This is a genomic window from Roseateles sp. P1_C6 (assembly GCF_056406315.1).
The window spans coordinates 1-23046 of record NZ_JBFUAK010000019.1 but is presented as its reverse complement, the minus strand read 5'-3'; the positions used below and the strand labels follow the sequence as shown (position 1 = coordinate 23046).

Annotated in this window: 20 protein-coding genes; 7 read left to right on the top strand and 13 right to left on the bottom strand. The window is 69.1% G+C overall.

Translation table 11 applies throughout. The features are described from left to right. The first annotated feature begins 371 nt into the window (after positions 1–371). Positions 372–3011: a TonB-dependent receptor gene (locus tag AC1D29_RS29020; protein ID WP_477904165.1), complete on the top strand. Its 2640-nt coding sequence runs from the start codon at positions 372–374 to the stop codon at positions 3009–3011. Between the two features lie 57 nt (positions 3012–3068). On the opposite strand, the gene AC1D29_RS29015 is transcribed toward AC1D29_RS29020, so the two are convergent. The 10 genes from AC1D29_RS29015 to AC1D29_RS28970 are packed head-to-tail and all read right to left on the bottom strand — an operon-like array spanning position 3069 to position 13286. After that, positions 3069–3776, bottom strand: a complete 708-nt coding sequence (locus tag AC1D29_RS29015) for a DUF6445 family protein (RefSeq protein WP_477904163.1) — start codon at positions 3774–3776, stop codon at positions 3069–3071. A 3-nt stretch (positions 3777–3779) separates the two neighbouring features. Then, positions 3780–4856 (bottom strand): acyltransferase family protein, encoded by a 1077-nt coding sequence (locus AC1D29_RS29010; protein WP_477904161.1) that lies wholly within the window; start codon positions 4854–4856, stop codon positions 3780–3782. Beyond that, positions 4853–5977: a glycoside hydrolase family 18 protein gene (locus AC1D29_RS29005; protein WP_477904159.1), complete on the bottom strand. Its 1125-nt coding sequence runs from the start codon at positions 5975–5977 to the stop codon at positions 4853–4855. The genes AC1D29_RS29010 and AC1D29_RS29005 overlap by 4 nt, the downstream gene beginning before the upstream one ends. Next, the gene (locus tag AC1D29_RS29000) at positions 5974–6819 is read right to left on the bottom strand and encodes a glycoside hydrolase family 16 protein (protein ID WP_477904157.1); all 846 of its coding nucleotides are present in this window, start codon (positions 6817–6819) and stop codon (positions 5974–5976) included. The genes AC1D29_RS29005 and AC1D29_RS29000 overlap by 4 nt, the downstream gene beginning before the upstream one ends. Beyond that, entirely contained in the window at positions 6816–8096 is a 1281-nt protein-coding gene (locus AC1D29_RS28995) for an MFS transporter (RefSeq protein WP_477904155.1), read from the bottom strand. The genes AC1D29_RS29000 and AC1D29_RS28995 overlap by 4 nt, the downstream gene beginning before the upstream one ends. After that, complete coding sequence (gene nagZ, locus AC1D29_RS28990) at positions 8096–9568, bottom strand: beta-N-acetylhexosaminidase (RefSeq protein WP_477904153.1); 1473 nt, start codon at positions 9566–9568, stop codon at positions 8096–8098. Before nagZ ends, AC1D29_RS28995 begins: the two co-directional genes overlap by 1 nt. A gap of 8 nt (positions 9569–9576) precedes the next feature. Next, positions 9577–10599, bottom strand: a complete 1023-nt coding sequence (locus AC1D29_RS28985; RefSeq protein WP_477904151.1) for an SIS domain-containing protein — start codon at positions 10597–10599, stop codon at positions 9577–9579. Next, complete coding sequence (nagA, locus tag AC1D29_RS28980) at positions 10580–11710, bottom strand: N-acetylglucosamine-6-phosphate deacetylase (RefSeq protein WP_477904149.1); 1131 nt, start codon at positions 11708–11710, stop codon at positions 10580–10582. The genes AC1D29_RS28985 and nagA overlap by 20 nt, the downstream gene beginning before the upstream one ends. Further along, a complete protein-coding gene (locus tag AC1D29_RS28975) occupies positions 11710–12438 on the bottom strand; it encodes a GntR family transcriptional regulator (RefSeq protein ID WP_477904147.1) in 729 nt (242 codons plus the stop codon). The genes nagA and AC1D29_RS28975 overlap by 1 nt, the downstream gene beginning before the upstream one ends. Next, the gene (locus tag AC1D29_RS28970; protein ID WP_477904145.1) at positions 12435–13286 is read right to left on the bottom strand and encodes a glucosamine kinase nucleotide-binding domain-containing protein; all 852 of its coding nucleotides are present in this window, start codon (positions 13284–13286) and stop codon (positions 12435–12437) included. The genes AC1D29_RS28975 and AC1D29_RS28970 overlap by 4 nt, the downstream gene beginning before the upstream one ends. A gap of 249 nt (positions 13287–13535) precedes the next feature. Here AC1D29_RS28970 and AC1D29_RS28965 point away from each other — a divergent pair, with 249 nt between their 5' ends. Then, on the top strand, positions 13536–15008 hold the full coding sequence (locus AC1D29_RS28965) for a hypothetical protein (protein WP_477904143.1): 1473 nt from the start codon (positions 13536–13538) through the stop codon (positions 15006–15008). Between the two features lie 43 nt (positions 15009–15051). Here AC1D29_RS28965 and AC1D29_RS28960 read toward each other — a convergent pair whose 3' ends face one another. After that, positions 15052–15810 carry a TIGR03915 family putative DNA repair protein gene (locus AC1D29_RS28960; RefSeq protein WP_477904141.1) on the bottom strand — a complete coding sequence of 253 codons (759 nt, stop codon included), beginning with the start codon at positions 15808–15810 and terminating at the stop codon, positions 15052–15054. Continuing rightward, positions 15810–17066: a putative DNA modification/repair radical SAM protein gene (locus AC1D29_RS28955; protein WP_477904139.1), complete on the bottom strand. Its 1257-nt coding sequence runs from the start codon at positions 17064–17066 to the stop codon at positions 15810–15812. Before AC1D29_RS28955 ends, AC1D29_RS28960 begins: the two co-directional genes overlap by 1 nt. A gap of 116 nt (positions 17067–17182) precedes the next feature. On the opposite strand from AC1D29_RS28955, the gene AC1D29_RS28950 reads away from it, so the two are divergent. From AC1D29_RS28950 to AC1D29_RS28930, 5 genes are all read left to right on the top strand, one after another. After that, positions 17183–19267: a catalase gene (locus AC1D29_RS28950; RefSeq protein WP_477904137.1), complete on the top strand. Its 2085-nt coding sequence runs from the start codon at positions 17183–17185 to the stop codon at positions 19265–19267. A gap of 54 nt (positions 19268–19321) precedes the next feature. Further along, positions 19322–20611 carry a lysophospholipid transporter LplT gene (gene lplT / locus AC1D29_RS28945; RefSeq protein ID WP_477904135.1) on the top strand — a complete coding sequence of 430 codons (1290 nt, stop codon included), beginning with the start codon at positions 19322–19324 and terminating at the stop codon, positions 20609–20611. Positions 20612–21071: 460 nt separating this feature from the next. Beyond that, complete coding sequence (locus AC1D29_RS28940; protein ID WP_477904133.1) at positions 21072–21434, top strand: hypothetical protein; 363 nt, start codon at positions 21072–21074, stop codon at positions 21432–21434. Positions 21435–21608: 174 nt separating this feature from the next. Further along, entirely contained in the window at positions 21609–22271 is a 663-nt protein-coding gene (locus AC1D29_RS28935) for a hypothetical protein (RefSeq protein WP_477904131.1), read from the top strand. Positions 22272–22341: 70 nt separating this feature from the next. Continuing rightward, positions 22342–22587, top strand: coding sequence for a hypothetical protein (locus AC1D29_RS28930; protein WP_477904129.1), 246 nt, complete (start codon positions 22342–22344; stop codon positions 22585–22587). Positions 22588–22860: 273 nt separating this feature from the next. Here AC1D29_RS28930 and AC1D29_RS28925 read toward each other — a convergent pair. After that, positions 22861–23046: IS3 family transposase (locus tag AC1D29_RS28925; RefSeq protein WP_477904127.1), on the bottom strand; the 186-nt coding region annotated here is incomplete at its 5' end.

Genomic DNA, 23046 nt, shown 5'->3' with positions numbered 1-23046 from the left:
CATACCAACCACAGTCCACTTCTGATTCATGGTCAATTCACAAGCGCTGGTCTCGACCTTCAGCAGGCAATTCGTCGCCGACGCACAACAAACGTGCGCTTTCACATCGGCACCAATCAAATACCACTTTGGCAATCCTGGCCGCTGTCCTACTGAGAAGACGCAGCATTCCGCCACCTCCTCCCATGAGCCACCCGGGTAACTACTCAGCCAAAATTGGTAGCAAAGTGGATTTGTCGCTTCTTATAGTGGCCTTGCGCTGGTCGCACCCGACCTCGAAGGACACCAGCGCCAACCGGACTCAAAGTGGTATCGGCCATCGGGCCCCGGCCGTGCCGGCCCGCCCATCGGCCACAACAAGGAACCAGTTCATGAAGGTCAAGCAGACCCCCATCGCGACCGCCGTGTCGCTGACATTGCTGAGCGTGTCGTTCGCCGCCCAGGCGCAGGAGGCCGCGGCACCCGCGCCGGCCCAGCTGGAGCAGGTCGTCGTCACCGGCATCCGCGCATCGCTGCAGACCGCCGCGACGATCAAGAAGAACGCCAGTGCCGTCGTCGACGCGGTGTCGGCCGAAGACGTGGGCAAGCTGCCCGACTCCGATGTGGGCCAGGCACTGGGCCGCATTCCGGGCGTGTCCGTCGGACGCTCGTTCGGCCAAGGCGCGTCGGTGTCCATCCGCGGCTCCGACCCGCAGATGACCTACACCACGCTGAACGGCCAGTCCGTCGCGTCCACCGGCTGGTATGACCAGATGGACATCGACCGTTCGTTCAACTACTCGCTGCTGCCGCCCGAGCTGATCGGCGGCATGGAGGTCTACAAGTCCTCGCAGGCCAACCTGACCGAAGGCGGCATCGGCGGCACGGTCATCGTCAAGACGCGCAAGCCGCTGGACCTGGACGCCAACACCGTCTTCGTCAGCACGCACTACAGCCGCAGCACCTTCAGCGACCCCGAGAAGGAAGTGTCCGGCCTCTACAGCTGGCGCACGCCCGGCCGCGGCTTCGGCGTGCTGGTGGCCGCCGGCCTGTCCAAGGGCAACTACATCCGCAATGGCGTCGAGGCCGACAGCCGCTGGAACAGCGACGTGGCACCCACGGCCTTCGTGCAGGAACGCAAGCGCACGTCGTTCAACGTCGCGCTGCAGGCACGCCCCGTCGAAGGGCTGGAGCTGGGCCTGAACGTGCTGAAGATGAAGCTGGATGCCGACAGCTCCAACGCCAGCGACTACCTGATGCACGACGCGAACTGCGACAAGCGCAACACCGCCGTCAGTTCCGCGTTCAACCCCAACGGCATGTGCCTGCACAGCACGACCACGGCCGCCAATCCGCTGCCCCACAAGTTCTTCCAGGTCTGGGCCCGCGGCGCCAGCATGGACTCGGACAGCGTCGTCGCCGATGCCCATTACCAACTGGCCAACGGCAAGCTGGACTTCGTGCTCGGCAACACCAAGGCCAAGGGTGGCACGTCGATCACGACCAACTACCAGACCGCCGCTTTCGACGGCGCCGCCGGCCCCTTCACGCGCCCGAACTGGCAAGGCACCATCGACGCCACGGGTCACCAGATCCAGATCAACCCGTCGAACAACCAGTCCTGGGGCGTGAGCGCACTGCCGGCGCAGATGTCGCCGGAAACCTGGGCCACGTCGGCCGGCCCGAACAAGGACAAGGAGAAGTTCGCCCAGCTCGACGCGACCTTCAACCTGGACTGGGGCGTCATCAGCGCGTTCAAGACCGGCGTCCGCTTCGCCGACCACACCTTCGAGAAGCGCAGCTTCCGCCCGATCTGGAACGCCACGATCGCGCCCGTCAGCACGGCCTCGCTGTTCAACGGCTCGGTGGACGCAGCGAGCTGGACGATCCCGCGCGCCGACATCGGCGCCATGCTGAGCAACACCGGCAAGAACATCTCCGGCTGGGTGGAGGACCGTTCGGGCTACGGTGAGCTGAACGAGAAGAACCGCTCGGCCTACGGCATGTTCGAGTTCGACACCGAGGGCGTGCGCGGCAACTTCGGCCTGCGCTACATCTCGACCAAGATCACCAGCACCGGCTACAAGTTCGACGGCACGACGCCGGCCGACCAGTACAGCGGCAACCAGAACTGGGCCAAGACGACGGCGGTCACCGGCGCGCAGTACAACGACGTGCTGCCCAGCCTGAACATCGCCTTCGACCTGAGCAAGGCCCTGGTGCTGCGCGCCACGGCGTCCCAGGCCATCACCCGCCCGAACTTTGCCAACATGTTCGGCGTGACGGTGTCCGGCTACAACGACGACCGGCCCAACAACGAGACCTGGACCATCGGCAACGTCGGCCTCAAGCCGATGAAGTCCAGCCAGGCCGACCTGGGCCTGGAGTACTACTACGGCCGCGGCAACCTGCTGTCCGCCACCTTCTTCGTGAAGGACATCTCGAACTTCGTCGTTGCCAAGGCCACGCCGAACCAGAAGGTGGGCCTGATCGACCCGCTCACCAAGGTGGACAACTGGACGGTGCAGAGCTTCGAGAACGCCGGCGGCGGCCGCATCCGCGGCGTGGAGCTGCAGGCCAACCACGGCTTCGGCAACGGCTTCGGCGTCATCGGCAACTACACCTTCACCGAAGGCAACGCGCCGGCCAGCAGCTACATCGACCAGCTGGGCGTCTTCACGCAGGCCTCCAAGCACAACATGAACCTGGTGGGCTACTACGAGACCGCGAGCTACTCCGGCCGCCTGGCCTACAACTGGCGCTCCAAGTACATGATCCGCGAAGGCGCCTACTGGTACGGCAACCGCATGCATGACGCCTACGGCACGCTGGACCTGAGCCTGGGCTGGAACATCAACAAGTGGCTGAAGCTGAGCCTGGACGCGGTCAACCTGACCAAGGAAGACGACGTCCAGTACGGTGCCGCCGCCGCCAGCAACACCGGCATCAAGGACCCGCTGCGCGCCGGCTACCCGGCCTGGTCCTTCAAGGGCGAGACGACCTACAAGCTGGGTCTGACCGCCAAGTTCTGATCTCTTCTCGCTTGTCTCCTTCAAGCCCGGCAGCCGCCGGGCTTTTTTTCTTGAAGGCTAGAAGTCGTAGAAGGTGTTGACCGTCAGCCGCCCCGTGCGCGGGTCGCTGCTCAAGCGCTGCGGGTTGACGATGGCCGAGTGCAGCAGGCTGCCGCGGTACACCACCAAGCGGTTGAAGCGTGCGGGCATGACGCCCAGCAGCTCGAATTGTTCGTCGGAGTCGTCGAAGTAGCGCAGCGGCGCGGGCTGGCGGTCCACCTGGTCGTAGATCAGCGCACCGTAGCGGTCGCGGTTCTCCGCGGTGATCTGCTGCAGCCCGGTGGCCCGGTGCCGGTAGAACGCCGTGCCGCCGTGCCGGTCGTCGCACAGGTACAGCAGCACGGCCATGTAGTGCGGCGTGCTGGCATCGAAGTGCGGCACGCGCTGCAGCGGCCCCAGCTCGTGCGGCGCCACGGTGGTGAGCGAGAAGGCGCAAGGCGTCTTCAACACGGGCAACGACTCGGGCACGCCGAAGTTGACCTTGATGAGCGGCTCGAGCAGCGCCGTCAGGCTCTCGGAGTAAGCCGTCGGCGCCGGTGCGCGCACGCCGGGGTAGCCCCGGCGTTCATCGGCGCCGGGGCAAGGCTCGAAGGACGCCTGGCGCGCCGCGTCGACCAGCGCCTGGGGGTCTGCCAGGAAGTTGTCGATGAAGACGATGGAGTGCTCGCCAAGCTGCACCGACCGGATGTCCGGCGGCATGCGGAGGGCGAACGCGTCGTCATGCACGGCTCAGATCTTCCAGTACAGCCGGCCCTTGTCCAGCGCCCAGACGATGACGGCCCACACGGCCACGAAGGCGACGGCGAACGCCAGCGACTGGCCTTCCGGCCCGACCTTCGCGCCCAGCGGCCCGAACACCGTGCGGTACAGCGGCGCCATCCAGCCGGTGGCGGCCAGCAGCACCGTGCACATCCAGGCCCCCGCATAGGCGCCGATCGCGTTCAGCCCGAAGGCGCGCCCCCAGGGGCGATGGCCCCAGCGGTCCATCCATTGATGCGAGGCGGCGAGCGCCACCGCCGCCAGGCCGCCGGTCCAGAGCACGAAAGACGGCGTCCACAGCTGCTTGTTCCACGGCAGCCAGGCCGACCACCACCAGCCGACCAGTGCCGCCGCGATACCCGTCAACAGCAGGCCGCGGACCTGCTCGCGGCGCAGCAACCCGCCGCACAGCAGGCCCAGCACCGTGCTGCCCAGTGCCCCAAGCGTGGACAGCAGCCCCTCGGGGTCGAAGGCCCTGCCGGTCGCCGCGTCCCACTCGTAGGCCCAGCGGCCCAGCACGGCCGTGTCGACGCGCTGGTTCAGGCTGCCGAGCTTGTCCAGCGTCGGGCTGCCGTACAGCAGCAAGGCGCCGTAACCGATCAGCAGCACCAGCAGCAGCACCCACTGCCCGCGTGCGCGCAGGCGGATGGCCGCCACGCCGGCGACGATGAAGCACAGGCCGATGCGCTGCAGCACGCCCATCACGCGGAACTCGGGCTTGCCCATCAGCCACCAGGCCAGCACGTGCAAGACCAGGCCCAGCCCGATGATGCGCAGCCCGCGCTGCACCACGGCGGACTGCAGCGACCACGGTGCGGCGCTGGCGTCCACGCGCGGCCCCAGGGCCAGCGCGGCGGACACGCCGACGATGAACAGGAAGAACGGGAAGATCAGGTCGGTGGGCGTGCAGCCATGCCAGACCGAATGCTCCAGCGGCGCGTAGACATGGCCCCAGTCGCCCGGGTTGTTGACCAGCAGCATGGCTGCGACGGCCAAGCCGCGCAGCGCGTCGACCGACGCAATGCGCCGAGACCGCCCGCTGTTCACGGTTGCTGCAAGGTGTTCATCGCATCCAGTATCTCGCCGTTGTCCTGGCTCAGCTCCCAGGCAAACACGCCCGCCAGGCCAGCCTTCTTGGCGAATGCGACCTTGGCGCGCACCGCGCGCGGGTCGTCGTAGCCGACGAACTTGCCGGGTCCGACCATGGCCCAGGACTGGCTGCGCTTGTCGAACTTGGCGCTCAGGCCCAGCGTGCCCAGGTCCTTGAAGGCGATGGAGCCGTCCTCGCTCGGGTAGGGCTTGGTATAGCTGCCGTCGGCCTTCACGCCGTCAAAGCCGCGCGCATACATGGCCACACCGCCCACCAGCTTGTTCGCCGGCACACCCTCGGCCTTCAGGTTGGCCACCGACGCCTGCAGGCTGCGGTCGTCGGCGCTGCGCAGCGGCGTGTGATTGGCGGCCTTCTTCGTCCACGGTCCGGCGAAGTCGTAGGTCATCATGAAGACCAGGTCCAGCGACTTCGCCGCACGGCCCATGGGCATGCGCACCAGCTGCTCCCTGGTCGTGTTGATGGCGACGGTCAGCGCGTAATGGCGGCCGGCCTCGCGGCCCAGCGTGTCCAGGCCCGCACGCAGGTCCTGCAGCAGTTGCACGAAGCGCTCACCGTCGGCCTTGCTGCCCAGCGGCACGCCGTTGGCGGCGCCGTTGGAGCCGGGGTGCTCCCAGTCGATGTCCAGGCCGTCGAAACCCGGGTGGGCGCGCAGCCAGTCCGTCGACGACTTCACGAAGGCCGCGCGGCTTTCGGCCGTGGCCGCGAGGTGGAAGAACGGGTCCGAGCCGCCCCAGCCACCGACCGAGGCCAGCACCTGCACCTTGGGGTCACGGCTCTTGAGGCGCTGGAAGGCCGCGGAGAAGGTGTCCTGATCGGCATGCGGCGCGATGCTGAACTGCGGCTTGCCCGCACAGGCCGCTGCCTCCTGCGGCCGCTGGCCTTCGCCGCAGATCAGCAGGAAGGCGTAGAGCAGGTGCGTCACCCGGCCGGGCTTGAGCTGCTCGACGACATCGACACCGCGCTCGGCCAGGATGTAGGTGCCGACGACGGGCGCCTTCGGTTGAGCCTGGGCAACGGCCGCAGCCAGCGCCAGCGCGGCGATCAAGGTCTTCTTCATAGGTTGCATTCGCTCTTCAGGCCCACGTCGGCCACGGTGTCGGTGCGGGCCACGCCCTTCTTGCGCAGCTGCTCGGCGCGGGCCTGCATCGCCGCGGGGCTAACCGTCTTGCCGCCCGCGTGCAGCACCCAGTCGATGTCGAACTCGTAGGCGCGCGGCCCACCCTCGGGCGCGCCCGCGGACAGCCAGTGGTTGAAGCTGATGGCCATGGCCTTGGCCGGCACATTGCGGCCCGTGTGCTCGCCGATCAGCCGGCCGTTGACGTAGTGGCGCGTGCGCGTGGCCTCGACCTGCACGGTCAGCAGCTGCCAGCCGTTGAACGAGCCCTGCAGGATGGACGCCTGGTTGAACGACTCCCAGGGGTCGATGCGCACCGTCTGCCAGCTGACGCCGTACAGGCGCGTCTCGGGCTCGCCCCAGCCGCCATGCGGCAGGTACTCGAAGTCGACCTCACTGAAGTCGGGGTCGTAGTCGTGCTTCAGCGGGCCGGCCAGGAAGAAGCTCTGGATGATGGGATCGCGCGAGCCCGCCGTGTCACGGAAGCGCACGCGCGCCGTCGTCGTGCCGATGAGGAACTTGCGCGGCGCGCAGAGCTGGGCCAGCACCGTGTTGGCAGGCGTGCCGTCGGTGGAGAGCTTGAGTTTCAGCAGGCCGCCGTCCAGCGTGAGCTGACCGGGCGCAAAGCGCGAACCTGGCAGGCCGGGGTGGCCTGTGCCTTCACGCACGACCCAGCCAGCGGCGCGCAGCGCGTCCAGGTCGGGCTGCAGGAAGTCGTCGAAGAACTCGCCGGCCGCGAATGCCGGCGCGGCCACCAGGGCCAGCAGCGCCACGGCGGCCTTCATGCGGGCACCGCCTCGGCCGGCGCGCTCGCGCGCGGCATCGGCACCCACAGCAGCAGCAGCAGTGCCGGCAGGCCGCAGGCGATGGTCCACGCGAAGAAGTGCTCGTAGCCCATCGCGATCTGGATCTTGCCGCTGATGAACTTGCTGAGGATGAAGCCCAGCTGCATGACGCCCGAGCCCAGCGCGTAGTGCGCGGTCTGGAAGCGGCCCGGCGCCACGGCCTGCATGATGTACAGGATCATGCCGACGAAGCCGAAGCCGTAGCCGAACATCTCCACGCCCACGGCCGCGCCGATGTGCAGCATGTCCTGCGGCAGCGTGCTGGCCAGGTAGTAGAAGGTCACGTTGGGCACGGCCATCGCCAGCACCAGCAGCGGCATCGCGCGCCTGAGGCTGAGCTTGCTGGTGACCCAGCCGCCGAGCACCGAGCCGACGAGGAAGGCGCCCGTGCCCACCCAGCCGTACACGTCGCCGACCTGGCTGGTCGTCAGGCCCAGGCCGCCCTTGTCGCGTGCTTCGAGCAAGAACAGCGGGCCGATGGTCTGCACCTGGCCTTCGGCAAAGCGGAACATGACGATGAAGAGCACCGCGCGCCAGATGCCGGGCTTGCGGAAGAAGTCGGCGATGACGCTCTTCAGCATCGCCGCCACGCCGGAGGCCGTCAGCTCGCTGTGCTCGGTGCTCAGCGTGCCGGGCAGGAAGCGCGCGTTGTAGGTGGCCAGGATGGCGACCAGACCGGCCAGCATCAGGAAGACGCCGGACCACGCGTTGACCGCGCCGACCTGCCCCTCCAGATAACCTGCCAGCTTCAGCACCACACCGGTGATGAAGAAGCGCGCGCCGTTGAAGAACGCGCCCTGCCAGCCCGCGTAGGTGGCCTGGCGTTTGCTGTCCAGCGAGGCCATGTAGAGGCCGTCGCAGGCGATGTCGTGCGTGGCCGACGCGTAGGCGATCAGGAACAGCACGACGATGGCCGCGCCGAACCAGTGCGGCAGGTGCAGCGCCAGCGACATCAGCCCCAGCCCCACGGCGCCGACATACTGCGCCACGACGACGATGAGCTTCTTGCTGCGCGCCAGCTCCAGGAAGGGGCTCCACAGCGGCTTGATGGCCCAGGCCAGGCCCAGCGCGGCCGTCCATTCGGCGATGTCGTCGTTGGCCACGCCCAGGTTCTTGAACATCAGGCCCGCGATGAGCATGACGACGAAGAACTGCATGCCCTGCACGAAGTACAGCGTGGGCACCCAGCGCATGGGGTTGCGAGTGGCGGCGTCCATCACTGCAGCCCCGCCGGCGCGCTGCCGCTGGCTTGTGCGCGGCCTTCCAGCCAGGCCTTGATGCCGGCCAGTGCGCCCGGCGCGAAGCCCCAGCTCAGCAGCGTCGGGCCGGCGACGTCCAGCGCCTGGTAGGGGTTCCACAGCGACAGGTGCAGGTCGGGCCGCCACTCGGATGCCGCCAGGCCGTAGCGCGCGCGGCGGGTGGACACCAGCACGTTGACGCGACCGTCCTTGGGCACCGTGGTCCAGTCGAGCTGGGCGATGTCGTCGACCATCTGCACCTGCGCGTCGGTGAAGCCGTCGAACAGCGTGACCGCCTGGCGGCCGGTGGGGCCGGCTTCCGACACCATGTCGGTGGGCACATCGCCCTGCACGATGACGCGGATGGGCGCGTTCAGCGCCGGCGGCTTGGCGCCGCGCAGCGCGGTCAGGCCCGCGGCCCAGGCCTCGGCCATCAGTGCGTGGTCGGCCGTGCGGGCAGCGCTGTCGTCCACGGCACGGGCCGGGTAGGCGGCGGCCAGGCGGTCCAGGCGGCGGCAGGCGGTGTCGCCCTGATCGCGCGTCAGGCGGCCGCTGTCGAAGGCCTGCCGCAGCGCGTTGATGGCGACCAGCTGTTCCGCCTGCGAGCCCTGCGCCAGCACCATGTCGGCCCCAGCCTCTATGGCCATCACGGCAGACTTGGCGTAGCCGAAGCGCTCGGCCACGGCCTTCATCATCAGCGCGTCGGTGATGACGACGCCGTCATAGCCCCAGTCCTGGCGCAGGATGCCGCCGATGAGTTGCGGCGACAGCGTGGCCGGCCGGTCGGGGTCGATCTGCGGGTAGACGATGTGGGCCGTCATCATGGCCGGCGCCTGGGACGCGAGCGCCTTGAAGGGCACCAGCTCCAGCGCGTTCAGCTCGGCGCGCGACTTGTCGACGGTGGGCAGCGCATGGTGCGAGTCCACATGCGTGTCGCCATGGCCGGGGAAGTGCTTCACGCAGCAGGCCACGCCGGCCTTCAGAGAACCGCGCATCCACGCGGCCGCCAGGCGGCTGACCTCGACCGGATCGTTGGAGAAGCTGCGTTCGCCGATGACCGGGTTGGACGGGTTGTTGTTGACGTCCAGCACCGGCGCGAAGTTCCAGTTGATGCCCAGCGACTTCAGCCCGCGCGCCACGGCCGCGCCGACGGCCTCGGCGCGGTCCGCGTCGCCGCTGGCGCCCAGCGCCATCGCCGACGGCGGCTGCGGCAGGAAGGTCACGCGCACGACGGCGCCGCCTTCCTGGTCGATGCCGATCAGTGCCTCGGGGCCCAGCACCGCGATGAGGTCACGCATGAGCGCCCTGACCTCGTCCTCGCTGCCGATGTTCTTGCGGAACAGACAGACCGAGCGGATCTGCTGTTCGCGCAGGAAGGCCGCGGTCTCGGCGTCGAGGGCCTTGCCGGGAATGTCGACCATCACCAGACGGCCGGGGTCAAAAGTGCTCATGGCAGTTCTCAGTGGGTCTTGGTGACCTTGGCCAGGTTGGGCGGCACGTCGGGGTTGAAGCCGCGTGCACGCGCCAGCGCTTCGACCATGGGATAGAAGCTCTGCACGAGGGCGATGGGATCGAGGTCCTCGTTGCCCGTCGTGACCAGCGGCAGCTCCGCGCCCGGGGTGCCGATGGGCGCGGCCAGCAGCACGCGGCCGCCGCGGCTGCGCATTTCCTCGGCAATGGCCAGCAGGCCGGCCTGGGCCGGGCCGCGCGGCGCGAACACCAACAGCGGATAGCCGTCGCGCACCAGCGCCATCGGGCCGTGCTTGACCTCGGCGCCGGAGAAAGCCTCGGCCTGGATGCCGCAGGTTTCCTTCAGCTTCAGCGCCGCTTCCATCGCGACGGCCAGGCCCGTGCCGCGGCCCAGCACGAAGAGGCGGTCCGCGCCCTGCAGCACCGGCAGCGCGGCGCTCCAGTCCAGCTTGGCCGCCTGCTCCAGCGCGATGGGCAACACGTTCAGCGCGGCGCGCAGCACGTCGTCCTGCTGCCAGGCGGCCACGACGCGGGCACCGGCCACCAACTGGGCGATGTAGCTCTTGGTCGCGGCCACGCTCTTCTCCGGACCAGCGTGCAGCTCGAACACGTGCTCCGCCGCGGCCGCGAGCGGCGAGCCGCTGGCGTTGACGAAGGCCACCGTGCGTGCGCCGCCTTCACGGAAGAACTTCGTCGGCGCGATCAGGTCCGGGCTCTGGCCCGACTGCGAGAAGGCCAGCGACAGCAGGCCCTCGCAGTGGATGCGGCTCTGGTACAGCGTGATCAGCGACATGGGCAGCGAAGTGACCAGCCGGCCCAGTCGCGCCATGACCAGATACGCCAGGTAGTGGGCCGCATGGTCGGAGCTGCCGCGCGCGATGGTCAGCACACTGGTGGGCGGCACGTCCTGCAGCGCCTGGCCCAGGCGGGCATAACTCAGCGGGTCGGCCGCCAACTGGCGGGCCACCGCGTCCGGCGCACTCAGCGCCTCCTCAAGCATCAGCGACGACATCGATCTCTTCACCTTCCACAAACACGCGCTGCAAGCTCAGCGCCGCATCCATCACGACCACATCCGCCCACGCACCGGCGCTGAGGCGCCCTCGGTCCGTCAGGCCCAGGTATTCGGCCGCCGCGGTCGACACGCGCCGCGACGCCTCGGGCAGCGTCAGGCCGACGCCCTGCACGAGGTTGCGCAGCGCCTGGTCCATCGTCAGCGCGCTGCCGGCCAGCGTGCCGTCGGCCAGGCGCACGCCGCCCAGGCACTTCTGCACCGTGTATTCACCGAGGCGGTACTCGCCATCGGGCATGCCGGCGGCGGCGGTCGAATCGGTCACGCAGAACAGGCCCGGGATGCAGCGCAGCGCCACACGGATCGCGCCGGGGTGCACGTGCAGCAGGTCGGGGATGAGCTCGGCATGCTCGCCATGCGCCAGCGCCGCGCCGACCATGCCGGGCTCGCGGTGGTGCAGGCCCGTCATCGCGTTGAAGAGGTGGGTGAAGCCGGCCGCGCCGGCGTTGATCGCGGCCACGCCGTCGTCATAGCCGCCGGCGCTGTGGCCGATCTGCACGCGGATGCCGGCGTCGCGCAGGGGGCCGATCAGCGCGATGTGGCCGGGCATCTCGGGCGCGATGGTCAGCACCTTGATGGGCGCGAAGTCGTTCAGCCGCTGCACCTCGGCCAGCGTCGCCGGGATGGCATGCGCCGGCTGGGCGCCGAGCCGGTCGGGGCTGATGTAAGGGCCTTCGAGGTGTACGCCCAGCACGCGGGCCGACTGCGCACCGCGCTCGCGGCAGATGGGGCCCAGGGCCTTCAGCGCCGCCTCGATCTCGCCCACCGGCGCGGTCATCGTCGTCGCCAGCAGCGCGGTGGTGCCGTGGCGGGCGTGGCGGCGCGCAATGGTCGTGATGGCGTCGCCGCCTTCCATCGTGTCGCGGCCGCCGCCGCCATGCACATGGGTGTCGATGAACCCGGGCAGCAGGATGGGCCGGCCGCCCTCGCCGGCGCGCGAGGGGTCGATGGCGTCGCCGCTGATCGCGGCGATGCGGCCGTTCTCGATCTCCAGGCGCCCGCTGATCACACCCTGCGGCGTGACGGCGTCGCCGTCCAGCGTCAGCCTCATCAGTCGCGCCTCATCTCGGCGACGAAGTCGTAGTAATCGCTGCGGCAGTACGAGTGCGTCAGCTCGACGGCCTGGCCCGAGGCCAGATAGCCGACCCGGGTGATGAACAGCACCGCGGCGCCCAGCGGCACTTCCAGCAGACCGGCCAGCTTCGCGTCGGCGTTCAGCGCGCGGATGTGCTGCAGGGCCCGCACCGGCGCGCGGTCGCCCAGGTGGGTGTACAGCGAGGCATCGACCTTCTGCGGGTCGGGCAGCACCGTTTGCGGCAGCACCGAGACCTCGTAGGCCATGACCACCGAGTCCGCCAGGCGCAGCCGTTCCAGCCGCGCGACACGTTCGCCGCTCTTCAGCTCCAGCGACAGCTGCTCGTCGGGCGCCGCCGGCGTGAAGCCGCGCAGCAGCCAGCGCGAGCTGGGGATGAAGCCACGCTGGTGCAGCTCTTCGGAGAAGCTGGTCAGGCGCGTCAGCGGCTGCTCCAGCTTGGGCGCGATGTAATTGCCCGAGCCGCGCTTGCGGATGATCAGACCCTGCTCCACCAATCGATCGATGGCCTTGCGCGCGGTGACGCGCGACAGCTCCAGCTGCTCGGCCAGCACGCGCTCTGACGGCAGCGCCTCGTCGGCGTGGAACACGCCCTCGCGGATGGCCTGCGCCAGGCTTTGCGCCAGCTGCATGTACAGCGGCGAGGCCGCGTTGGGATCGGGCTTGAAATTGAAGACAGCACTCATGCGGAGGTCGTTTCCTGTTGAATCAGCCAGAGCGCGCCGGCAGCGGCATCGCCTTGGGGTTCGACGCGGCGGGACTGCAGGGCCGGGCTGAAGCGGTCGCTCAGGCGCAGCGCGATGCTGCCGGCCAGGGCCAGCGGCAGGGTCGAGTGAAGGGCGGCGGCCAGCGCATCGAGCGCGCGGGCGGCGTCGGCCAGCAGCGCGGCGGCTGCCGGGTCGCTGGCTTCATGTTCGAAGACGAGCGGCGCAAGGCCGGCGTAGCCGCCCTGGCCGGCGTGCGCGCAAAAGGCCAGCATGGCCTCGCGCGTGGCGCCGGTCTGGGCCCACACGGCCTGCACCAGCGGGCCGGCGGCGGCGCGGCTGTCGAAGGCGGCCTGCGCCAGCTTCATCGCCTGCTGGCCCAGCCAGGCGCCGCTGCCCTCGTCGCCGATCTGCCAGCCCCAGCCGCCCACCATGCGCCGGCTGCCGTCGGGCAGCAGCGCCTCGGCGACCGAGCCCGTGCCGGAAATCATCAGCGCGCCGGGCTGGCCGCCATGCGCGCCCAGCAGCGCGACCAGGCCGTCGGTGACCAGCGTGAAGCGGGCGACACCGGGGTCGGCGGCCACGAAAGCCTGCAACTGCGCCGGCACGCCGGTGCCCGAAAGACCGAGGCCCAGCGCACAATCCTGCAGTTCCAAGCCGGCCACGCCAGCGCGGCGGACGGCCTCGGCGACATGCCGCCAGGCCTGTTCGGCACCCTGGCCCAGCGCTGACGCGCCGGCCTCGCCGCGGCCCAGCACCCGACCGGCCGCATCCGCCACGACGGCCCGCGTGCTGGTGCCGCCGCCGTCGATGCCGACCCACCAGCGCACGGGCCGGCCTGAGTCACGGGAAGTCAAAAGTGAGGGGTCGAGAACGAGCGGCATGGTCGATGGACTTGAATCGATACCACTCTAATACCAACGACCAGGGACGTCAATTGGTTTTAAACTGGTCTACGGCCGCTGGTGTAGGCTACGCAGAGTCCCGAAGCCAGTGATCCCGCATTCTCGGAATCCAGCGCCGGCGCGCACTCGGAATCGACAAGAATACCAGTGAGAAACCAACCCGATACCGCCGCCGTGTTCACCCTTCAACCTGCTGCCAGCGAGGCCCTCGCGGAACTGCTGGGCCGTATCGCCCGCGTCGCGCAACGCCACCCACCGGCCGCAGATCGACTGCTGGCGGCGTTGAGCGTAAACGCTTTCACGGCCGGCGACACCGCTGTCGGCGTGGATGCCCTCTACGCGCGCTTCGGCCTGCTGGAGCCGCGCGGCCACGCGCTGGAGCTGCTGCCGGCGCTGGAGCAGGCCGGCGCCCAGGCCGCGGCCGGCCACTTCCCCGTGCAGGCCGCGCGCGTGTGCGAGGCGCTGGGGCGCATCGCCTATCAACAGGGCGAGTACCAGCTCGCCAGCGAGCAATGGTCGCGCGCGCTGGACCTCGCCGAAGTCAGCGGCCATCTGCAGACCGGCGTGGCCGCGCGCATCGGCCTGGGCCAGATCCACTACGCGCAGGCCGACTGGGCGCGCGGCCTGCGCCAGATGCGCGATGCCGGCGAGCACCTGGCCCAGCTCGGCAACCAGGCGGACGACAGCTATCTGGCCGCCAAGCTGGCGCTGAACATCGGCGTGGGCAGCTTCGAGACCGGCGACCTGCCTGCGGCCGAGCGTCATTTCAGCCACGGCCTCGCCGCCGCGCGGCGCGGCGCCCACCATGTCTTCGAGGCCGAGGCGCACTGGCACCTGGCCCGCGCCGCGCTGGCTCGCCAGCGCATGGACTGGGCCGTGGCCGACTGCCGGCTGGCACTGGACATCGCCGCCCGCCGCGGCTACCCCTGGCTGGAGGCCGCGGCCAGCCGCACGTGGACCGAGATCGCGCTGGCCCGCGGCGACACCGCGGCCGCCGTGCGCTCCACGCGCCACGCGCTGGCGCTGGCGCAGCGCATCCAGTCCCGCGCGCAGGCGCGCCAGGCGCATCTGCAACTGGCCCAGTTGCTGCAGACCGAGGGCGACGCCGCCGGCGCGCTGGAGCACCTCTGGCAACACCTGGCCCTGCAATCCGAGATCGAACGCCTGAGCCTGCCGGCCCGCGCCACGCTCGCCGCACCGCCGGCCGAGGACGTCGGCGCGCCCGTAACGCCGGAGGAGCTGCTGCTGCACCTGTGCGGCCAGCGCCAGCGCCTGGCCGCGGCCACGCCGCTGGAGGCGCTGGCCGAACTGAAGGCGGCCAGCGCGCGCATCCTGGGCCTGGCCAGCGTGATCCGCTGGACGCTGGGCAGCGAGGGCGGCCTGAACGCCGCACTGCAGCCGCGCTACATCGACCTGCTGACCCGCCACGGCGCGCCGCTGGCCTTGCCGGACGCGGCCCTGCACCCCTGCCATGCCGAGCTGGCCGGGCTGCCGGGCGCGGCCGAGGCTCGCATCGAGGTGCCGCTGTACGACGGCGCCCAACTGGCCGGCGCGCTGTGGCTGGTGGATGCACGCGCCACGCGCGCCTGGACGCGCCAGGAGTTGCTGATCGCCAGTCAACTGGCGCTGCTGTTCGAGCGGACCTGAAGTCCTCGCCCGGCCCTGCCTCGCCGGACGCGGGCGGGCGCGATCAGACGTCCCGCATGCGCGCCTCGCGCCGCGGTGCATCGCGCACCAGTTCGCTGATCAGCGCGGCTTCCGGCAGCTGCGCCCAATAGCGCACCGGCATCTCCTTCTTCATCGCCGCGATCTTCAGGCGCGCAGGGTTGAAGATGCTGCGGTAGTAGGTCAGCCACAGCGCTTCGCCGGCGTCCTCGGGCGGCGCGTCGTCGCGGCTGGCGGGGCCGGCGCCGCTGAGTTGCCGGCCGTCCCAGTGCAGGCAGCCCAGCGGCGTCAGGATGGCCCAGGGATGCTGGGCGAAGCGGCGCACGAAGAAAGGCGCCACGGCGCGCAGGATGTGGTGGGCCGGCTCGAACCAGGCGACATGGCGGCGCCCGCCGGCCGCGTCGGCGTCCGGCACCTCGCGAAAGCGCACGAAGGCGTGCATCTTGTGGATCTCGCGGTCCACCTGCCGGGCCAGCAACTGCAGGCGGCGGCGTTCGGCGTCCAGCACGTCGGCCCACAGCAGCGGCTCGCGTTGCAGGCGGCGGGCGAACGCGAGCAGGCGGGCGTAGCGCGCGTCGTCGGCGTGCATCGCAACGCGACGGCCCAGTTCGTCCCAGCCGACGGGCGGCGCCCACGCCGCCTGGCCGGGCTCGACGCTGTCGTCGAACAGCGCGGCCTGCGCGCCAACGTCGTGCGTCCAGTCCGTGGTGTCACCGGCCAGCAGCGCCGGCAACTGCGCGGCAAAGCAGGCCCAGTCGGCGGGATGACGCAGCGGCAGCTGCATCAGAACAGCGCCACCTGCTGCGGCGCCGGCTGGGCCGGGCGGGCCAGCGCCTGCACGTCGGCCGCACGCGGGCGATGGTCCACCGCGATCAGGAAGGGCAGCGCGCGCTTCGCGGCTGGGCCCAGCGCCAGCAGGTCGGCGCGCCGCAGGCGGCGGCCCTGGCGCGCGGCCAGCAGCTTGTCGACCGAACCCACGCCCAGCCCCGGCACGCGCAGCAAGGCCTCGCGCGGTGCGCGGTCCACATCGAGCGGAAAGCCGGCCGGATGCGCCAACGCCCAGGCGAGCTTGGGATCGTGGTGCAGCGACAGGAAGCCCGCTTCGGTGACGATCTCATCGGCACCGAAGCCGTAAAAGCGCATCAGCCAGTCGGCCTGGTAGAGCCGGTGCTCGCGCAGCAGTGGTGCGGCCTGCAGCGGCAGCGCGGCGCTGGCATGCGGGATGGGGCTGTAGGCCGAGTAGTAGACGCGCCTGAGGCCCTGGCCCGTGTAGAGCCGGCTGGACAGCTGCAGCACGGCGCGATCGTCGGACGCGTCGGCACCGACGATGAGCTGCGTGCTCTGCCCCGCCGGCGCAAACGCGGGCGGCGTGATGGCCCGCGCGCTCGCGCCGGGCAGCGCGCGCACCGCTGACGCCTCGCGCCTGGCCTCTTTCGCGGCCTGCAGCCGCAGGTGGATGCGCGACATCGTGCGGGCGATGCCATCGGCGTTCTTCTCCGGCGCCAGCTGCGCCAGGCTGGCCGCGCTGGGCAGCTCGACGTTGATGGACAGCCGGTCTGCCCACCGCCCGGCGCGCTCCACCAGTTCGGGGCTGGCGTCGGGGATGGTCTTCAGATGGATGTAGCCCTTGAAGTGCTCTTCCTCGCGCAGCCGCCGCGCCACCTCGATGACCTGCTCCATCGTGTAGTCGGGCGTGCGGATGATGCCGCTGGACAGGAACAGCCCCTCGATGACGTTGCGACGGTAGAAGGACAGCGTCAGCTGCACGACCTCGTCGATGCTGAAGCGCGCCCGGCGCGTGTCGCTGGACTTGCGGTTGATGCAATACAGGCAGTCGTACACGCACCAATTGGTCAGCAGGATCTTCAGCAGCGACACGCATCGGCCGTCCGGCGTGTAGGCATGGCAGATGCCCGAGCCGGTGGTGGAGCCGATGCCGCGCCCATCGCGCGAATCGCGCTTGTCGCCACCGCTGCTCGCGCAGGAGGCGTCGTATTTGGCGGCGTCCGCCAGCACGGCGAGCTTGTTTTTAACGTCCATGCCGATACTGTATATAAATACAGCTTCGCAAGTCGCCCAGTCCTACATCCCGCATCGAGCGGACTTTCTAGAGTGCGATGGCCCCCCCCCCGCCCCGTCATCGCCAGGAGTCACGCATGCCCAAGCCGCCCCGCACCGAAGCTCACCCGCCCAAGGCCCAACGCGGCCAGGGGGGCGAGCTGCACCACCCGGCCGGCGGCGAGCACCCGCCGCTGACGACCAACCAGGGCATCCCCGTCCCCGACAACCAGAACTCGCTGCGCGCCGGTGCGCGCGGGCCGACGCTGCTGGAAGACTTCATCCTGCGCGAGAAGATCACGCACTTCGACCACGAACGCATCCCCGAGCGCATCGTGCATGCGCGCGGCTCGGCGGCGCATGGCGTGTTCGAGCTGCACACCTCGCTGGCGCGGCACACGACCGCGCGCGTGCTGACCGAGGTGGGCCAGAAGACGCCGGTGTTCGTGCGCTTCTCCACCGTCGCCGGCGGCGCGGGCTCCGTGGACACGCCGCGTGACGTGCGCGGCTTCGCCGTCAAGTTCTACACGCCCGAGGGCAACTGGGACCTGGTGGGCAACAACATCCCGGTGTTCTTCATCCAGGACGTGATGAAGTTCCCCGACCTGATCCACGCCGTGAAGATGGAACCCGACCGCGGCTTCCCGCAGGCCGCGAGCGCCCACGACACCTTCTGGGACTTCATCTCGCTGATGCCGGAGAGCATGCACATGGTCATGTGGGCCATGAGCGACCGCACGTTGCCGCGTGCGCTGCGCTTCATCGAGGGCTTCGGCATCCACAGCTTCCGCCTCGTGGACCCACGCGGCCGCAGCATCTTCGCCAAGTTCCACTGGCGGCCCGTGCTGGGCCTGCAGAGCACGCTGTGGGACGAGGCCGTGCAGCTGGCCGGCGCCGACCCCGACGCCCACCGCCGCGACCTGTGGACCAGCATCGACGAGGGGCGCTTCCCGGCCTGGGACCTGGCCGTGCAGCTGTTCACCGAGGCCGAGGCCGAGACCTTCCCCTTCGACCACCTGGACCCGACCAAGCTGGTGCCCGAGGAGCTGGTGCCACTGACCGTCATCGGCCGCATGACGCTGAACCGCAACCCGGCGAATCACTTCGCCGAGAACGAGCAGGTGGCCTACTGCCCGGCCAACATCCCGCCGGGCATCGACTTCTCCAACGACCCGCTGCTGCAGGGCCGCCTGTTCAGCTACCTGGACACGCAGCTGTCGCGCCTGGGCACGCCCAACTTCGACCAGCTGCCCATCAACGCGCCCAAGTGCCCCTTCCACACGCAGACGCGCGACGGCCACATGCAGACCCGCGTGCCCACGGGCCGCGTGGCCTACGAGCCCAGCAGCCTGGCGGCCGACGCGCCGTACGAGGCGCAGCGCGGCTTCACCAGCTTTGCGGCACCGGGCGAGGGGGACGCCAAGGGCCGCATTCGCCCCGAAAGCTTTGCCGACCACTACAGCCAGGCGCGCATGTTCTTCCACAGCCAGAACGCACTGGAGCAGGCCCACATCGTGTCCGCGCTGGTCTTCGAGCTGTCCAAGGTCGAGACGCCGGCCGTGCGCGAACGCATGGTGGGCCACCTGCGCGTCATCGACACCGACCTGGCCCGCCGTGTCGCGGCCGGTCTCGGCATGGCCACGCTGCCGCCCGCCGCGAAGCCTGCCGCGCCTGTGCAGGACCTGCCACCCTCGCCGGCCCTGGGCATCATCGACAAGACCCCGCCATCGCTGCAGGACCGCTGCGTGGCCATCGTGTACAGCGACGACTCCGACGCGAGGCGCCTGGCCGCTGTCGACAAGGCGCTGCGCAAGGCCGGTGCGCGCGTGCAGAAGCTCAGCCCCCGCATCGGTGGCGCCACGTTGAACGACGGCAGCCACCAGCCCGCCGACGCGCGCCTGGCCGGCAGCCCCGCGGCCGCGTTCGACGCGGTCGCGCTGGTGCTGTCGTCCGCCGCCGCGCAGCAGCTGGCGCAGGACGACACCGCCGCCACCTTCGTGCGCCAGGCCTATTCGCACCTGAAGGCCATCGGCCACGACGAGGGCGGCAAGGTGCTCATCGAGGCCTTGCACCTCGTGCCCGACGACGGCGTGTGCGCGCTGGACCGCAACGCCCTCGTCTTCGTCGAGGCCGCCGCGACGCGGCAGTGGGACCGCGAGCCGCGCGTGCATCCGCTGCCCTGACGACGGCCGCCGCGTCATCGGCAATTCACGCAGCGCCGTCACAGTGCGGCACTCGTGCATGCCACCTCTACCGACGCCACCGCCCTCTGCACCGCGCGCCCGACGTTGCCGCGCGGCTTCAGCCTCGTCATCGGTGCGCAGTTCGCGTCCGCGCTGGCCGACAACGCGCTGCTGATCGTCGCCATCGCGCTGCTGACGCAGCAAGGCTTTGCGACCTGGTGGGCGCCGCTGCTGAAGGTCGGCTTCATGGCCGCCTATGTGCTGCTCGCGCCGTGGGTGGGGCCGCTGGCCGACGCCTTCGCCAAGGGCCGCGTGATGGCGGCGATGAACCTCGTCAAGATGGTGGGCCTGGCGCTGCTGGCCCTGGGCCTGAACCCCGTCGCCGCGCTGGCCGTCGTGGGCCTGGGGGCCGCGGCCTACGCGCCGGCCAAATACGGCCTCATCACCGAGATGGCCGCACCCGAAGCACTGGTGAAGGCCAATGGCTGGATAGAGATCAGCGTCGTATCCGCCGCGCTGCTGGGTGCCGTGCTGGGCGGCGCGCTCGTCAGCCCGCAGTGGCTGGCGTCGGGCCTGGCGTTCGCGTGCGACGGCTGGGACCTGCCTGCCGACAAGCTGACCGGCTCGCTCGCGGCGCTGCTGCTGATCTATGCGCTGTCCAGCGCGCTGAATGCCGGCATCCGCGACAGCGGCCAGCGCCAGCGCAGCCTGGCGCATGACCCAGTCACGCTGCTGCGCGAGTTCCGCGCCGCCAACCGACTGCTGTGGCGCGACCGCGACGGCGGCCTGTCACTGGCCGCGACGACGCTGTTCTGGGGCGTCGGCGCGACGCTGCAGTTCGCCGTGCTGCGCTGGGCCGGCGTGGCGCTGGCGCTGCCCTTGAGCCAGGCGGCCTATCTGCAGGCCGCCGTGGCGGTGGGCGTCATCGGCGGCGCGGCGGCGGCGGGGCGCTGGCTGGCGCTGCACCAGGCGCGCCGCGGGCTGTGGGCCGGCGTGGCCCTGGGGCTGCTGATGCCGGTGGTGGCGCAGGTCGGCGACGTGGCGGTTGCGGCCGTCGTGCTGGCCCTCGTCGGCGCCGTGGGCGGCGCGATGGTGGTGCCGCTGAACGCACTGCTGCAGCACCGCGGTGCCACGCTGCTGAGCGCGGGGCGGTCGATCGCAGTGCAAGGGTTCAACGAGAACCTGAGTGTGCTGGTGATGCTGGCTGGCTACGCCGGCTGCGAGGCAGCGGGCGTGCCGATTGGGGTGACGCTCAGCGGCTTGGGCGTGCTGGTGGCCGGGGCGATCACTGCGCTGATCTTGGCTGACGCGAACCGGCGGAAAAACTCACCAGCGCCGTTGTAACCGTGCGCCGCTTTTGCCGATGTTTTATGGGCATAGTCATTGCCCATCAAACACTTGCGACGACCGCTGCGGTTTTATGCAGCAATGGCTGTCGCCCTAGAACACGTTAGGCCCCAGCAATGCTCCACGAACTATGGGCTTCGGCATCCAGTCAGACGTTTTGCCTAGCAGGCCCAGCCGGAGAACGGAACCGAGCACTCCTGGAGCCTGACGCGCGACTCATCTGGACCGTCGAGGCCGACAATGCCTTCGACGCGATGACGAAATACTATGAACGCATGGGCTGGGGTCACTACGAGTCCGCTTTTCCGGAAATCGACAAACAGCCGTACGCGGAGCGCGACATCTTTCCGTCCGTCTGAGCGGGGCCCGTGGCCTAACCTGGCGCTCGAGCCGACTCGCGTCGGCGAGCCGCCGCCTTCGGCTCAGCTTCAACGTTAGGCCGCATATGCCAGAGTTTGTGTGGGACCCGACCAGCCTTCTAGAAGCACTTGGCGTCGCTCCGATCGAAGACGCGGAAGGCATCTGCTATCAGTACAAGGTGCAGCGTCAAGGCGTGACACTCGACCTGACAATCTGGCCTCTAGACGGCGACATCTCTATCGAGGTCATTTGCGATCAGCAAGCTCAGCCCCTAATGAAGGTCAACTTGCTAAGTTGTCCGGCAGTTCGCGTTGTGCGGGACAGGCGAGGCCAATACTTTGAGTTCGCTGCCACTAAGGCATTCGCGGGGCGATACGACGAAACATCTGCTGCCCCGTACGGCTTCCGTCTCTGGCTTGATCCGTTCATCCAGGTCGAGCCTTTCACCTATCCCGTGTAGTACGCAGGCTTCCAGCGTTGGTCACCGGCGCCAGATGCGGCCTAACCCTTCGCTGGAGCTGACTCGCACCGGCATGGCACTTGGCCCGCGAGCCAGGCGTTCTTATCATCCGTCTCGCGGGCCAAGCGCCATCCCGGCGCTCGAGCCTCAGCTCAAACGTTAGACCGCAAATACATGGCCACGCTTTACCAACAGAGGTCGCAGTTCGAGAAGCAGCTACTGGCAGCTGTTGGGGCATGCCTGCGTGGTACTCCCTGGAAGAAGAGCGGGAATCAGATCTTTGCAAGGTCTGGTGATAGCTTTGTCTCACTTTGCGTATCTGTGCATCGCAACGATGCGCGCACCAGTGCAGTACTGAGCTTCAAGCCGATGGATTTGGATCCCATTCTTTGGGACATCCTTGGAGTCGAAGAGAACCAGGACCAGCCACTTTCCTTTCGGGCGCTGGGCGCGTTTACGTGCGCCGGATTGCCGATTCTTGAAAGCGACCTAGAGCAACCTGGCCAAACCCCGGATCAAGTCGCTGCCGCCCTTGCTCGGCTGCTTGAATCGAACTTAAGCCCATGGGAAGTCAGAATGGAATCGGCCAGGTTCTCAGACCTAGTTGCGGCACATCCGAACCAAGTACTGCGAGGGGCATACGCGATCACATTGGTTACGGGCCTAATTCATGAAGGTCGCGAGACGGACGCCCTGAAGCTCGCCCGCGCGTACGCGACTGGCGTCAAGAGTTCGTGCGCGCAAATGACAAGCATGGGCGCTTCATTTCACGATCTCGCTGTCCGCTGGATTGAATCGGGACGCAGTGCGCGCCGGGTCTTAAATGCAGCGGTCTAACCAGTCGCTCGAGCCGACTCGCGTCGGCAGGCCGCCGCTCACGGCTCAGCTTCAACGTTAGGCCCCAGCAATGCTCCACGAACTATGGGCTTCGGCATCCAGTCAGACGTTTTGCCTAGCAGGCCCAGCCGGAGAACGGAACCGAGCACTCCTGGAGCCTGACGCGCGACTCATCTGGACCGTCGAGGCCGACAATGCCTTCGACGCGATGACGAAATACTATGAACGCATGGGCTGGGGTCACTACGAGTCCGCTTTTCCGGAAATCGACAAACAGCCGTACGCGGAGCGCGACGACATCTTTCCGTCCGTCTGAGCGGGGCCCGTGGCCTAACCTGGCGCTCGAGCCGACTCGCGTCGGCGAGCCGCCGCCTTCGGCTCAGCTTCAACGTTAAGCGTCACGAATGCGATCGCTCCACCTCGGCCAAGCCTTTCTGAACCGGGATGCCATTCCTGGCGTCGCGTTCTTCCACAATGACTTCGTTCGCGTTATCGCTGGAGCGCACAAGGGTCACGCAGGATCGCTTGTCACCGTGCTAGAAGTCCATCCTGAACCGCCCCGGCAATCGCGGAGGCCTATTGGTTTAAGTCAGACGGTCGCGGCCTGACCAGCGCGTTGTCGATGGTAGTTGGCCTCGAACTCGGCCGGCGGGATGTAGCCCAGCGGCTCCATCAATCGGTGGTGGTTGAACCAGGCCACCCATTCCAGCGTGGCCAGCTCCACCGCCTGCTTGGTCTTCCACGGCCCGCGCCGATGGATCACCTCGGCCTGCCT